The organism is Sphingopyxis sp. 10G20-10, assembly GCF_057365075.1.
Window position 1 is genome coordinate 2,320,639 of sequence record NZ_CP195117.1, and the last position, 12,752, is coordinate 2,333,390.

The 12,752-nt window shown below is 59.9% G+C and carries 14 protein-coding genes and 1 tRNA gene; 8 read left to right on the forward strand and 7 right to left on the reverse strand.

Annotated elements, in window-relative coordinates; genetic code table 11:
- Positions 1 to 70 precede the first annotated feature (70 nt).
- Both rlmB and ACR3XE_RS11325 read left to right on the forward strand, forming a co-directional pair.
- Complete coding sequence (gene rlmB / locus ACR3XE_RS11320) at positions 71 to 841, forward strand: 23S rRNA (guanosine(2251)-2'-O)-methyltransferase RlmB (RefSeq protein WP_473700085.1); 771 nt, start codon at positions 71 to 73, stop codon at positions 839 to 841.
- A gap of 30 nt (positions 842 to 871) precedes the next feature.
- Positions 872 to 1,624, forward strand: coding sequence for a hypothetical protein (locus ACR3XE_RS11325; RefSeq protein ID WP_473700084.1), 753 nt, complete (start codon positions 872 to 874; stop codon positions 1,622 to 1,624).
- A gap of 56 nt (positions 1,625 to 1,680) precedes the next feature.
- On the opposite strand, the gene ACR3XE_RS11330 is transcribed toward ACR3XE_RS11325, so the two are convergent.
- Complete coding sequence (locus ACR3XE_RS11330; protein WP_473700083.1) at positions 1,681 to 1,998, reverse strand: 2Fe-2S iron-sulfur cluster-binding protein; 318 nt, start codon at positions 1,996 to 1,998, stop codon at positions 1,681 to 1,683.
- Between the two features lie 112 nt (positions 1,999 to 2,110).
- Here ACR3XE_RS11330 and ACR3XE_RS11335 point away from each other — a divergent pair, with 112 nt between their 5' ends.
- Positions 2,111 to 2,728: a DNA-3-methyladenine glycosylase family protein gene (locus tag ACR3XE_RS11335; RefSeq protein WP_473700082.1), complete on the forward strand. Its 618-nt coding sequence runs from the start codon at positions 2,111 to 2,113 to the stop codon at positions 2,726 to 2,728.
- Positions 2,729 to 2,803: 75 nt separating this feature from the next.
- Here ACR3XE_RS11335 and tig read toward each other — a convergent pair whose 3' ends face one another.
- Together tig and ACR3XE_RS11345 are read right to left on the reverse strand one after the other, a co-directional pair.
- On the reverse strand, positions 2,804 to 4,360 hold the full coding sequence (gene tig, locus ACR3XE_RS11340; RefSeq protein WP_473700081.1) for a trigger factor: 1,557 nt from the start codon (positions 4,358 to 4,360) through the stop codon (positions 2,804 to 2,806).
- A gap of 85 nt (positions 4,361 to 4,445) precedes the next feature.
- A tRNA-Leu gene (locus ACR3XE_RS11345) sits at positions 4,446 to 4,530 on the reverse strand.
- 146 nt (positions 4,531 to 4,676) lie between these two features.
- On the opposite strand from ACR3XE_RS11345, the gene ACR3XE_RS11350 reads away from it, so the two are divergent.
- On the forward strand, positions 4,677 to 4,886 hold the full coding sequence (locus tag ACR3XE_RS11350; protein ID WP_473700080.1) for a hypothetical protein: 210 nt from the start codon (positions 4,677 to 4,679) through the stop codon (positions 4,884 to 4,886).
- Between the two features lie 58 nt (positions 4,887 to 4,944).
- On the forward strand, positions 4,945 to 6,642 hold the full coding sequence (locus ACR3XE_RS11355; protein WP_486185751.1) for an amidohydrolase: 1,698 nt from the start codon (positions 4,945 to 4,947) through the stop codon (positions 6,640 to 6,642).
- 199 nt (positions 6,643 to 6,841) lie between these two features.
- On the opposite strand, the gene gatB is transcribed toward ACR3XE_RS11355, so the two are convergent.
- The 4 genes from gatB to gatC all read right to left on the reverse strand — a co-directional run bounded on the left by gatB (position 6,842) and on the right by gatC (position 10,545).
- The gene (gene gatB, locus ACR3XE_RS11360; protein WP_486185752.1) at positions 6,842 to 8,320 is read right to left on the reverse strand and encodes an Asp-tRNA(Asn)/Glu-tRNA(Gln) amidotransferase subunit GatB; all 1,479 of its coding nucleotides are present in this window, start codon (positions 8,318 to 8,320) and stop codon (positions 6,842 to 6,844) included.
- Positions 8,321 to 8,426: 106 nt separating this feature from the next.
- Positions 8,427 to 8,765 (reverse strand): hypothetical protein, encoded by a 339-nt coding sequence (locus ACR3XE_RS11365; protein WP_473700078.1) that lies wholly within the window; start codon positions 8,763 to 8,765, stop codon positions 8,427 to 8,429.
- Positions 8,762 to 10,243, reverse strand: a complete 1,482-nt coding sequence (gene gatA, locus ACR3XE_RS11370; protein WP_473700301.1) for an Asp-tRNA(Asn)/Glu-tRNA(Gln) amidotransferase subunit GatA — start codon at positions 10,241 to 10,243, stop codon at positions 8,762 to 8,764. The genes ACR3XE_RS11365 and gatA overlap by 4 nt, the downstream gene beginning before the upstream one ends.
- On the reverse strand, positions 10,243 to 10,545 hold the full coding sequence (gatC, locus tag ACR3XE_RS11375) for an Asp-tRNA(Asn)/Glu-tRNA(Gln) amidotransferase subunit GatC (protein WP_473700077.1): 303 nt from the start codon (positions 10,543 to 10,545) through the stop codon (positions 10,243 to 10,245). The genes gatA and gatC overlap by 1 nt, the downstream gene beginning before the upstream one ends.
- Positions 10,546 to 10,733: 188 nt before the next feature.
- Between gatC and ACR3XE_RS11380 the strand changes: the two genes are divergently transcribed.
- The 3 genes from ACR3XE_RS11380 to ACR3XE_RS11390 are packed head-to-tail and all read left to right on the forward strand — an operon-like array spanning position 10,734 to position 12,745.
- A complete protein-coding gene (locus ACR3XE_RS11380; RefSeq protein ID WP_473700076.1) occupies positions 10,734 to 11,945 on the forward strand; it encodes a DUF3089 domain-containing protein in 1,212 nt (403 codons plus the stop codon).
- Positions 11,946 to 11,960: 15 nt separating this feature from the next.
- Positions 11,961 to 12,422, forward strand: a complete 462-nt coding sequence (gene ruvX / locus ACR3XE_RS11385) for a Holliday junction resolvase RuvX (RefSeq protein WP_473700075.1) — start codon at positions 11,961 to 11,963, stop codon at positions 12,420 to 12,422.
- Positions 12,419 to 12,745 carry a DUF1294 domain-containing protein gene (locus ACR3XE_RS11390; RefSeq protein ID WP_473700074.1) on the forward strand — a complete coding sequence of 109 codons (327 nt, stop codon included), beginning with the start codon at positions 12,419 to 12,421 and terminating at the stop codon, positions 12,743 to 12,745. The genes ruvX and ACR3XE_RS11390 overlap by 4 nt, the downstream gene beginning before the upstream one ends.
- The last annotated feature ends 7 nt before the right edge of the window (positions 12,746 to 12,752 follow it).

Here is a 12,752-nt window from a genome sequence, read left to right on the forward strand (position 1 = left end):
GTTCGGGAAGCGGTCCAATGGCGAAACGGTGCTTGCCTGTCAATGCCAGTCGTGGAAAAGCAGCCCCATTATGCGTCAATATTCCCGTCATCGCCGCCCTGCGGGGCAAAGTTCCCGTGGGCAAGCGCCCCGCTTCTGGGGTCGTCACGCCGTTTTGGCCGCGCTCGCCAACCCTGATCGGCGCATCAAGAAAATATGGGGGACGCGCGAAGCGCTTGCTGCGCTCGACCTTCCGCCCGTCATCCCCATCGCCTATGCCGAAGTCACGGACCTTGCGCGGCTCGTCCCGCGCGATGCGCCGCATCAGGGGCTGGTGATCGAGGTCGACCCGCTCGAGGATATCTGGCTTACCGATTTGTTGCAGGATGAGCTTGATAACGACCGGCGTCGACCCATCGTCGTACTCGATCAGGTCACCGATCCGCACAATATCGGCGCGGTGCTCCGGTCATCGGCGGCCTTCAACGCTGCGGGCATCATCACGCAAGATCGTCACAGCCCGCCAGAGAGCGGCGTCATCGCGCGTTCGGCCTCGGGCGCGCTGGAGATGGTGCCATGGGTCCGCGTCGTCAATCTGGCGCGCGCGCTGGAGGAAATTGCCGAGGCGCAATTTTGGCGCATCGGCCTGACCGGCAACACCGAAACTACCCTGTCAGAGACACTCGACGGCAGCCGCGTCGCGCTCGTCCTGGGATCAGAGGGCGACGGGATGCGGCAAAATGTCATGGAGCATTGCGATCAATTGGCGCGCCTGCCAATTTCGCCGCAGATGGAAAGCCTGAACATTTCCAATGCGGCCGCTGTTGCACTTTATGCCGTGGCCACGGTAACCAAAGACTGAAACCAGCTTTTGACGAACGGGGAATAAGGCATGACCATGTGGACAAAAATCATTGCTGTAATCGCTGCCCCCTTCCTGCTCACTGGCTGTTTGCTGGAGCCGGGCAAATTCACCTCGACGCTCGACATCGGCGCCGACCGCAGCTTCACCTTCACCTATGTCGGTGAGGTCCACACGATCAATCCCGCCGGCGGCATGAGCGATATGCTGAAGATCAAGGACAAGAGCGACGACAGCGACGGTGATGATGACGCGATGACGGCGGACCCGGCGGTCGCCCTGTGGCAGACGGAAGAAGCCGACGAGTGGAAACAGGACAGCAAAAGCGACGAATCAAAAGGCATGACCGAGGAGCAGAAAAAGGCGCTCGCCGTGACCTTGTCGAAAGAAGCGGGCTATCGCAAAGTCGAATATCGCGGCAATGACACCTTCTTCATCGACTACAGCCTCACCGGTACGCTCGATCACAGCTTTGTCTTTCCCTATAATCTTGATGGCGAGATTATCTTTCCCTTTGTCGTCGTCGAAATACGCGCCAACGGGACGGTGCGGGTCAAGGCCCCGGCCTTTTCCAAATCGGGATCGCGCAACGATATGTCGGGAATGGGCCAGAGCAATGACAAGATTGACGGCAGCTTCACCCTGACCACCGACGCCGAAATCATCAGTCAGAATAACGAAGAAGGTGGTCGCAAAGGCCCGGATGGCAGGCGGGTTTTCGTCTGGAACATCACCCCGACCACAGCCGATGCGCCGATGGCCGTGTTGCGAATGGCAAAATAAGGGGTTTGCGCCGAATCTGGCGGAGGTCAGACCCCGCCAGTCAAGCGACCTAAGGGTCAGTCTTCTTCGGCAATCCGAACCTTCAACCCGTCCAACGCATCGCTGAACTGGATTTGGCACGACAAGCGCGAACCATCGTCGCGGTCGCTGGTCGAATCGAGCAGGTCATTCTCATCCTCGCCCATCGCTTCCAGCTTGCTGCCAAATGCGGCGTCGACATGGACGTGACAGGTCGCGCACGAACAACAGCCGCCGCACAAAGCCAACAGCTCGTCAAAGCCGGCGTCGCGGATGTTTTCCATCACCGTCAGGCTGGTATCGCCCTCAATCTCATGCTCGGTTCCGTCGCGCGTCACAACAATCAGCTTGGCCATGCTTGTCCTCATCCTTTGCCCATGAACGGGGCGTCGCGGACCCTATGTCCCGCGTTGCTTTGCAAATCAAGCGCTGCTAGCGTGCCAAGGCGGAACAAAAGGGGAATAGAGCATGGGCCTGCGCCAAGAAGATTTAAACGCGGGTATAGATGCGCTTGCCGCTATCGAACCGGGATTTGCGCGCGCTCTTGGCCACGCAGGCTATCCCGAAACGCGCATCCGTCCGACCGGCTACACCACATTGTTGAGGACCATTGTCGGGCAGCAGGTCAGTGTCGCCGCCGCCACGTCGATCTGGAACAAGCTGGAGGCCGGTTTTGGCGAGGGATGTCCCGCGACGGTGATCGCGACCGCAGAATTTGACGCGCTGCGCGCCTGCGGCCTTTCTGGGCAAAAACAGGGCTATGCCAAAAGCCTCGCGCAGCTCGTGCTCGATGGCGATCTGCAATTCGATGCCCTACCCGCCGATGATGAAGAAGCGATAGCGCTGCTGACCAAGGTCAAAGGCATCGGACGCTGGTCGGCAGAGATTTATTTGCTGTTTGCCGAAGGTCGCCCCGATATTTGGCCTGCAGGCGACTTGGCGGTGCAGGAAGCGGTAGGACGGATCATGGACCTGCCCGAACGCCCCAAAGAGAAGGAAATACGCCTTCTCGCCGAAAAATGGCGCCCGCATCGCGGTGCCGCCGCCATCTTCAGTTGGCACTGTTACAATATGGACGTGATTTAGGCTTAGTCCCCGACGCAAAGAGGGCCGGACAGATAATATCTGCCCGGCCCTTTTTAGTGCATCGATGGATCAACGTTATTTCTTGGTAGCAGCCTTTTTGGCGGCGGGCTTAGCGGCGGCCTTCTTGGCAGGCTTGGCCTCGGCCTTTGCAGCGGACTTCTTCGCCGCAGCCTTTTTGGCCGGTGCTGCTTCAGCCTTGGCAGGTTTAGCAGCCGCTTTGGCAGCAGGCTTTTTCGCCGCAGCTTTTTTCTTCGCCGGCTTGTCGCCATGGTCGTGGCCGCAATCGGGGCCGTGGACATGGTCGTCTTCGGCTTCGATTTCGGCTTCGATTTCGGCGCGCGTGACTTCGCGGTCGGTCACTTCGGCCTTGTCGAACAGAAAATCGACAACCTTGTCTTCATAAAGCGGCGCGCGCAGCTGAGCGGCGGCGAGCGGGTCCTGTTGGACATACTCAATGAAACGATCACGATCCTCAGGCCGATATTGCTGCGCAGCTTGCGCTACAAGGCGCTGCATTTCCTGGTTGCTGACCTGAACGCCATGCGCCTGACCGATTTCGGACAGTAACAGGCCCAGACGAACGCGACGAACCGCGATGTCATGATAATCGTCGCGGTCGGCTTCCATCTCGGCCTTGGCGGCTTCGGGATCGGATTCCTGCGCCGCTTCCTGTTCCAGCTGCTGCCAGATCTGGTTGAACTCGGCCTCGACCATCGTCGGCGGCACGTCAAAGTCATGATTGGCGGCGAGCTGGTCAAGCAGCTTGCGCTTCATATGCGTGCGCGTCAGGCCGTTATGCTCTTGCTCGACCTGATCCTTCATCAGTTCTTTCAGCTTGTCGAGGCTTTCAAGACCCAGTGATTTGGCGAATTCATCGTCAATCTTGGTATCGGCCGCAACCTTTACTTCCTTCACCGTCACGGCGAATTCGGCTTTGGCGGCTTTCAGGTCGTCGACGGGATAATCGTCGGGGAAGGTCACCTTCACCGTCTTGGCATCGCCGACTTTCGCGCCGATCAACTGGTCTTCGAAACCCGGGATCAACTGACCCGAGCCGATTTCGACTGCCATATCTTCGCCGGTGCCGCCGTCAAAGGCCACACCATCGACCGAGCCAGCGAAATCGATGATCAGCTGATCGCCAGTTGCCGCTTTCTTGGTCTTGGGCGCCGTTTCAAAACGCTTCATCTGCGCAGAAAATTCTTCGATCTTGGCCATGACAGCCTTGTCTTCGACCGGAACCGTCAGCCGCTCGAGTTTGATCGCGTCAATCGACGGCGCCTCGATTTCGGGCAGCACTTCCAGCGCTACCGACACATCGGCGTCCTTGCCGCTTTCATAATCATCGGCCAGCGTGACCGCAGGCTGTAGCGCGGGGCGCAACTTTTCCTTGGTCATCAGCGCATTGACGCTGTCATTGATCGCCTTGTTCAGCGCATCAGCCGACAAAGCGGGGCCGTGCATCTTGCGGATCAGGTTTGGCGGAACCTTGCCGGGCCGAAAACCGGGCATACGCACGGTCGGGGCAAGGGTTTTCACCTCGTCATCGATGCGCGCATCAATATCCTTGGCGGTGATGGTGAGGCGGTATTCGCGCTTCAGGCCTTCGTTCAGCGTTTCGACGGTCTTCATTGCCTTGCTTCTATCCTTACTCAAAATCCTGGGTCGACAGGTCCGGCCAGTTCGGTGGAGATGGTAAAACCCATCGTCCACAAACTGGTGCGGGCGAAGGGACTCGAACCCCCACATCTTGCGATACTGGTACCTAAAACCAGCGCGTCTACCAATTCCGCCACGCCCGCAGGAGCTGTCAGCCGGTTGCACTTAGGCAGGCGCGGAGACCGCGCACGCCCGTGCGGGCCGCGCGGCGCTATAGCAGACAGGCGAACAAGGGCAAGAGGCGGAACGCCCAGCCGCGCCACACGTTGGACAAACAAGGAGACCCACAATGAACCAGAGCGCCAACCCGAACCCAAAGCCTGATCACATCGAACCCGCCGCGCCGCCTGAACATCCGATCACCCCCAGCCCGACCGAGGATCCCGCAAGTCAGCCGCTTGAAGTGCCCGGCAGCCCCGGAGGGGACGAAGACCACCCCGGACGCGGACCCAGCGAAATTCCGTCACAGCCGCCCCAACTGCCGCAACGCGAGATTTAGCGCGACCGGCGCTTGACCGCCACCTCCCTTGACGCAACAATCGCGCAAGGGAGAAAAAATGCGACCTTGGACCTGGATGCTGAGCCTTTTGCTGGCGCTTTCATCAACGCCAGCTGCCGCCATCGGCGATGCGCCGACCGCTCTTTATAGCGGCGGCACGATCATCACGATGGACGGCGAAACACCGCAGACGGTCGAGGCGGTCGTGGTGCGCGACGGCAAAATCGCCTTCTCCGGCACGGCGGCTGAGGCCAAAAATAGTGCTGGGCCTGATGCGCAGCTCCATGACCTCCATGGTGCCACGATGCTTCCCGGATTTATCGATGCCCATTCGCATTTCGCACTCGCCATGCAAGCGGCTAGCGGGCTCGACCTCACCGATCCTGCGCTGCCGCCCGTGACCGACATCGCCCGCTTGACCAATGCGCTCAGCACTTATGTCGCCGCCCATGCCATTCCGGTAGGCCAATGGGTCATCGCCTGGCGATATGATCAGGACAAGCTTGCCGAACACCGCCACATCACACGCGACGAGATTGATGCGGTTCTGCCCGATCACAAGGTGCTGTTGCTCCATGTCTCTTTGCACGGCATCGTCGCCAACAGCGTGGCCATGAAAGCGGCGGGAATTGACGATAGCACGCCGGTTCCGCCGGGCGGCATCATGCCGCATGATGCCAAGGGCCGCCTGACCGGTCTGCTCTTTGAAAAAGCCTCCTATCTGATGCTGCCGCATCTGCCGCAGCCCACCGAGGAGCAAAGGCTCGCAGCGTTAGAAATCGCGCAAGACCATTATTTTCGTGAAGGCTTCACCCATGCGCAAGAAGGCGCAACGCAGCTTCCCGATCTGGCCTTTCTGACCAGCAATTCGGCGCGCACCAAACTCAAGATCGATCTCGCCATCCTGCCCTTCTATACCGGGCTCGACACGTTGCTCACCGATCCCGACATCAAGTTCGGGGAATATCACGGCCATGTGAAGTTGCAGGGGGTGAAATTCGTCATCGACGGCTCCCCGCAGGCCCGCACCGCCTTTTCCACCCGCGCCTATGCCTTGGGCAGCCCCGAAGGTGTCCATCCCTGGTTTGCTCAGCCAACGATGGACGAGGCTGAATTTCAGAGCAAAGCCAAACAAGTCTATGATCGCGGCTGGCAAATTTTCGTCCACGCCAATGGCGATGCGGCCATCGACATGGCCATCCGCGTCTTTGACACGCTGGGCATCAAAGCCGCCGACGACCGCCGCCCGATCGTCATCCATTCACAATTCATGCGTCCCGACCAGATTCCCGCCTATGTCCGCATCGGCGTCGGCCCGGCCTTTTTCACCAACCACACCTATTTTTGGGGCGACACCCACCTCACGAATTTCAGCAAGGAGGTCGTCGATTTCATCAGCCCGATGCGCGCGGCAAAGGATGCGGGCCTGATCATTTCAAACCACAGCGACCATCCGGTCACGCCGCTCGACACGCGCCTTCAGCTCTGGACGTCAATGGCGCGTATGTCCAAGGCGGGGGTCGTCATCGGCGCCGATCAGCGACTCGACGCCTATAGCGCGTTGCAGGCGCTCACCACCGGCCCCGCGTGGCAAATCTTTGAAGAAAACCGCAAGGGCCGCATCAAGGTCGGCCTGCTCGCCGATTTTGTCATCCTCGACAAAAATCCGCTGACCACGCCGGTCGACGATATTCGCGCCATTAAAGTGCTGGAAACGGTGAAAGAAGGCGAAACCGTATGGAAGCGAGGGAGCTGAATTTTCGAACGTCGGGATTCAGGCTTAAATTATTGATAAAAAACTTCGTCATTCCCGCGAAGGCAGGAATCCATCTTCTGATCCATCATATCCAAGCGATGGTGCAGCGAGCCGTAGGGTCAGGTGATGGATTGCCGCGCTTCGCTCGCAATGACGAATGTCTATTGATCAAGGTCAAGGTCGCGCTCACCGCCGCACCTTATCCCAGCGCCTTCTTCAACAATTCGTTCACCACCTGAGGGTTGGCCTTGCCCTGCATCGCTTTCATCGTCTGACCGACGAAGAAACCGAACAGGGCTTCCTTGCCGCCCTTATACTGCGCGACCTTATCGGCGTTGTCGGTCAGGATTTTGGCGATTACCGCGTCGATGACACCGGTGTCGCTCGTTTGTTTAAGACCCTCGCGCTCGACGATGACAGCCGCTCCGTCGCCCGTCTCCAGCATCTTTTCAAACACCGGCTTGGCGATGGTGCCCGAAATCGTGCCGTCGGCGATAAGGCCAAGCAATTCGGCTGCAGCCTCGGGACTCACCGGCGAATCGCTGATGTCGCGGCCCATGCGATTGAGCGCGCCGAACAATTCGCTCGTCACCCAATTTGCGGCGGCAGCGGGCTTGACGCCTGCAGCGCGGCCCAGATCGATCAACGTGTCGAACCAACGCGCTGCCTCTACCTCGGCGGTCAGAACATCGGCGTTATACGCGCTGATCCCCTCGCCCATATAGCGGTCGCGCTTCGCATCGGGCAGTTCGGGCAAAGATTCGCGGCACTCGGCCAGAAAATCCTCTTCGAGGATGAGCGGCAACAGGTCGGGGTCGGGGAAATAGCGATAATCATGCGCGTCTTCCTTGGACCGCATCGACCGTGTTTCGCCGCGGTCGGGATCGTAAAGCCGCGTTTCCTGCACCACCGTGCCGCCGCTTTCGATCAGTTCGACCTGACGCTTGGCCTCGCCTTCGATCACCGCCATGACAAAGCGCACCGAGTTCACATTTTTGGTCTCGGTCCGCGTGCCCAGTTCGTCGCCGGGTTTGCGCACGCTGACATTGACGTCGGCGCGCATCGAGCCTTCTTCCATATTGCCGTCACACGACCCGACATAGCGCAGAATCGCGCGCAACTTGCGCACATAGGCCCCAGCTTCGGCGGGAGAGCGCATGTCGGCCTTCGACACAATCTCCATCAACGCGACGCCGCAGCGGTTCAAATCGACGTAAGACATGGTCGGATGCTGGTCGTGCATCAATTTTCCCGCATCCTGCTCGATATGGATACGCTCGACCCCGATGACCTTGGGTTCAGGGATTCCTGCCTTCTCATCCGCCTCGATAGTCAGCGAACCTTCGCCAACAATCGGATGATAAAGCTGTGAAATCTGGTATCCTTGCGGCAGATCGGCATAGAAATAATTTTTGCGGTCGAACCGCGAATATGTGTTGATCTGCGCCTCGATTGCCATGCCGGTACGCACCGCCTGCCGAACGCACTCGCGGTTCGGAACCGGCAGCATCCCCGGCATCGCCGCATCGACCAGCGATACTTGTGTATTGGGTTCCGCCCCGAACGCCGTCGCGGCGCCCGAAAACAGCTTGGCATTGGTGGTGATCTGGGCGTGAACCTCCAGGCCGATCACAACCTCCCATTCACCCGTTTCGCCCTGCACTCGATAGTCAGACATCGTCTATTTCCTTAGTGTGTCCCTGCGAAGGCAGGGACCCATCACCGCTGATTCAACCTAGCACCACCCGAAGATGGCCCCCCTGCTTTCGCAGGGGCACGGCGGCCTAGTGTTTCGACTTCAAATATTCGGCAGTCGCCATCATTTCTTCTTTGAGCATTTCCGTGGCCGGCCCCTCAATCTCGGCCTTCTCGCAGATGTTGACGACGACTTCGGCATATTGCGGATATTTTCTCAATTCAAAGGCAGCAGCCATTTTGGAAGCGATGCTGCCGCCCGGCTGACCAAGATGATCGGTAATCGAGAAAAATCGTTGATATTCCTGATGTTGCACTTCGCGGCGTTTTGCCAGGCTATACGTCACCGCCGAATAGGCCAGCGCGATAAGCGGCACAACAATGCCACCCCACGCGATCCATTCCTGCGCCGACGATAACCCCATCACCACCACTTCTCCGCCCGCGCCGCAAACCCCGCGCGTTCCTCGATCGCCAGCCCCGCATTGAGCACGCCCTGCTCATCAAACGCCTTGCCGATGATCTGCAGACCCAGCGGCAATCCTTCGCGATTGAGCGCCGCAGGAACCGACATGGCAGGAAGTCCCGCCAAACTCGCGGGGACCGCGAACACATCGTTCAGATACATCGCCAGCGGATCGTCGCTCTTTTCACCCAATCCGAACGCGGCGCTCGGCGCAGTCGGCGCCAAAATCACGTCGCACTGCGTGAACGCCGCATCGAAATCTCGCGAAATCAGCGTCCGCACCTTTTGCGCCTGCGTGTAATAAGCATCGTAAAAGCCCGCCGACAGCACATAAGTGCCGATCATGATGCGGCGCTTGACCTCATCGCCAAAGCCTTCGGCGCGGGTCGCGGCATACATATCCTGCAATCCCGCCCCTTCGGGCAGGTCGCGCAATCCGTACCGCACGCCGTCATAGCGCGCGAGGTTCGACGAGGCTTCGGCGGGCGCGATGATATAATAAGCGGGCAGCGCATATTTGGTGTGCGGCAGGCTGATATCGACAACAGTTGCCCCTGCATCCTTCAGCATCGCGATTCCGGCGTCCCACATCGCGGCAATGTCGGGGTCGATGCCGTCGAGACGATATTCTTTGGGAACACCGACTCGTTTCCCCTTCATATCACCCGACAAAGCGGCTTCCCAATCGGGAACGGCAACGTCCAGACTGGTCGCGTCCTTGGCGTCAAAGCCCGCCATGACATTCAGCATGATCGCACAGTCCCGCACGTCGCGCGCCATCGGCCCCGCCTGGTCGAGGCTGCTGGCAAACGCCACCACGCCCCAGCGCGAACAGCGACCATAGGTCGGCTTGATACCCGAAATACCCACGAATGCGGCGGGCTGGCGGATTGAGCCGCCCGTGTCGGTCCCCGTCGCCGCCGGACATAGCCGCGCCGCGACCGCCGAAGCGCTGCCCCCCGACGATCCACCGGGGGCCAGCGCGGCGTTTCCGCCATCCTGACGCCGCCACGGCGAAATCACATTGCCGAAATAGCTGGTCTCGTTCGACGATCCCATCGCGAACTGGTCCATGTTGAGCTTGCCGAGCATCCCGGCGCCCGCATCCCACAATTTGGCCGACACGGTCGATTCATAACGCGGGACAAAGCCTTCCAATATATGGCTGGCGGCGGTGGTTTGGACACCGTTGGTGCAGAACAGGTCTTTCATGCCAATCGGCACGCCCGATAACGGTTTCAGCGTTCCGGCTGCGCGGTCTGCATCGGCCTTTTTCGCCGCATCAAGCGCCATTTCGGGCGTTTCGACGATAAAGGCATTGAGCGTCTTTGCCGCTGCGACATTGGCGTTGAACGCTTCGGCGACCTCGACGGCGGAAAAATCGCCATCGCGCACGCCATCGCGGATAGCCGCGACGGTCAGGTTGGTCAGATCAGTCATCATTCGATCACCTTCGGAACACCGAAAAATCCATGTTGCGCAGCCGGCGCATTGGCCAACACATCGTCGCGGCGACCGCCACCGGTCAACGGGTCGGCATCAACCACATCGTCGCGCAGGCGCAACAGGTTGGGGATAACCGCTGTCATCGGCTCGACGCCGGTCACATCGACCTCGCCCAATTGTTCGACCCAACCCAAAATATTGTTGAGTTCGGGTTCCAACGCCGCGGCTTCGGCATCGCTGATCGCGATACGCGCCAGCGACGCAATTTTCTTCACTCTTGTCTGATCGATTGTCATGACCATCCTGTCTTCATCAAGCCGCGCCGCTAGCACCCTGCCCCATAGGCTTCAAGACGCTCGACACCATGAGGTAGTGCCTTTCTTCATCGCAGCCAAGCGGCCCACCATCGATTGGACGCTTGTTTCGCGGGCAAAGGCGCGCCAAAAGCTGCGCGCGTCCCCTCCCCTTGGCTATGGAGCCCAAATTGGCCCGCAAATTTCTATACCTGATTGCCGCGATCATCCTGCTCATTCTGGCGGGCGGCGTTGCCTATCAGCTTAATCCGGGCTGGTTCGGGCGCGTTGCCTTTGTCCCCAGCGCCGATTTCAAACCGCAAAGCGCGCCGGCGCCCAATGCCTATGACGACCTCGCCCGGTGGATTGCGCGTCCGGGCATCGAGCCAGACCTGTCGGCATGGCGCCCCACGCCTGTCACTTCCGCCCCCCTATCACCCGACAGCGCAGAGGCGCAGGCGGGCGATGCCTTTGTGGCGGGCGGCGGCACGGTTCCGCCTGCGGACGGTTCGCCCAAGGGGGACGCCGCCATCTTTTTCATCCATCCGACCAGCTATTATAGCCGCGAAAGCTGGAACGCACCGCTCGACGACCGCGACGCCAATCATCGCGCCACGCTGTTTGTGCGCGGAATGGCCAGCGCCTTTGGCGATGCCGGAGAGGTTTGGGCGCCGCGCTATCGCCAGGCCACTTTGGGAGCCTTCCTCGCCAGCGACCGCGTGACGGCGGGCAAGGCCATCGACGCCGCCTATCAGGACGTCGCACAGGCCTTTGATGCCTTTGTTGCCGCGCAGCCCCAGAATAAACCGATCATCCTTGTCGGCCATAGTCAGGGCGCTCTGCACCTGACCACCTTGCTCAAGAACAAGATCGCCGGCACTCCGCTCGCCAAGCGTATCGTCGCCGCTTATGTCATCGGCTGGCCCATTTCGCTCGATACCGACATGGCGGCGCTCGGTATGCCCGCGTGCCAGACCCCCGATCAGGACCATTGCATCCTGTCATGGCTCAGCTTTGCCGAACCCGCCGATCCGTCGATGGTCCTCAATGCCTATGACGGCACCATCGGCAATGACGGCAGCCCGCGGCGCGGCACACGGATGCTGTGCACCAACCCGCTCACCGGCACCCCCGACACCACCGCCGATGCCGACGCCAATCTGGGGACGCTCAAACCCAATCAGGGCTTTACAAAAGGCGAACTCATCGCCGCTAAAGTCGGCGCACGCTGCGACGATGGTCGCGGCCTGTTGATGATCGGAAATGCCAGCGATGTCAGCCAATATGTCGTGTCCGGCTATGTATTGCCGGGCAATAATTATCATGTCTATGACATCACACTCTTCTGGGCCAATGTCCGCGCCGATGCGCTGCGCCGATTGGCCACATTTGAAGCGAAATAGGGGCGAAGGTAGAGCATGATCACTGAATCCGCCCTCGACTTCGCGACGATGCTATCCGAGGGCGGGCGGATTGCCGGGCTTGATGTCGGTACCAAGACAATCGGAGTCGCCATTTGCGATGCGGGGTGGAGCTTTGCGACTCCCGACAAGACGATCGCGCGCACCAAATTCACAGCTGACTTGGATTTGCTTCGCGCATTTATCGAGGCGCAGACCGCGGTCGGACTGGTCGTTGGCTTGCCGCTCAACATGGACGGCAGCGACAGCCCGCGTACCCAAAGCACCCGCGCCTTTGCGCGCAATCTGGTGCCGTTGGGCCTGCCGGTCCTGCTGTGGGACGAACGCTGGTCAACCGCCGCCGTCGAACGCGCCATGATCGCCGCCGATGTCAGCCGCGCCAAACGCGCTGCGCGCGTCGACAGCGCGGCGGCGGCGTTTATCCTGCAGGGGGCAATCGACGCGATGGTGCGGGCGTGACGCTCTATATCCTCTATTGGTTGATCGCGGCCAATGCCATCGCCTTCACCCTGATGGTGATCGACAAGCATCGCGCCGAAGCGGGCATGCGCCGGATTCCCGAAAACACGCTGCTGGGTTGGGCCTTCTTCGGCGGCGCGTTGGGATGTTTTGCCGCATCAAGACTGGTCCGGCACAAAACGCGCAAACAACCCTTTGCGGCGACAATGATCTTTTACTTGATAGTGGAGATTATCCTGCTGGCTCTATGGGCGGTCGGTATCCTCGATACATGGCTTGCCCACCTGAAACCATGGCTTGCCCTCATCATCAATTCCCCCTAATGGCCTC

Excerpts from the sequence above, each read along its gene's own strand:
- rlmB (WP_473700085.1), top strand. The coding sequence starts at position 71 with ATGCGTCAATATTCCCGTCATCGCCGCCCTGCGGGGCAAAGTTCCCGT.
- ACR3XE_RS11325 (WP_473700084.1), top strand. The coding sequence starts at position 872 with ATGACCATGTGGACAAAAATCATTGCTGTAATCGCTGCCCCCTTCCTG.
- ACR3XE_RS11330 (WP_473700083.1), bottom strand. The coding sequence starts at position 1,998 with ATGGCCAAGCTGATTGTTGTGACGCGCGACGGAACCGAGCATGAGATT.
- ACR3XE_RS11335 (WP_473700082.1), top strand. The coding sequence starts at position 2,111 with ATGGGCCTGCGCCAAGAAGATTTAAACGCGGGTATAGATGCGCTTGCC.
- tig (WP_473700081.1), bottom strand. The coding sequence starts at position 4,360 with ATGAAGACCGTCGAAACGCTGAACGAAGGCCTGAAGCGCGAATACCGC.
- ACR3XE_RS11350 (WP_473700080.1), top strand. The coding sequence starts at position 4,677 with ATGAACCAGAGCGCCAACCCGAACCCAAAGCCTGATCACATCGAACCC.
- ACR3XE_RS11355 (WP_486185751.1), top strand. The coding sequence starts at position 4,945 with ATGCGACCTTGGACCTGGATGCTGAGCCTTTTGCTGGCGCTTTCATCA.
- gatB (WP_486185752.1), bottom strand. The coding sequence starts at position 8,320 with ATGTCTGACTATCGAGTGCAGGGCGAAACGGGTGAATGGGAGGTTGTG.
- gatA (WP_473700301.1), bottom strand. The coding sequence starts at position 10,243 with ATGACTGATCTGACCAACCTGACCGTCGCGGCTATCCGCGATGGCGTG.
- gatC (WP_473700077.1), bottom strand. The coding sequence starts at position 10,545 with ATGACAATCGATCAGACAAGAGTGAAGAAAATTGCGTCGCTGGCGCGT.
- ruvX (WP_473700075.1), top strand. The coding sequence starts at position 11,961 with ATGATCACTGAATCCGCCCTCGACTTCGCGACGATGCTATCCGAGGGC.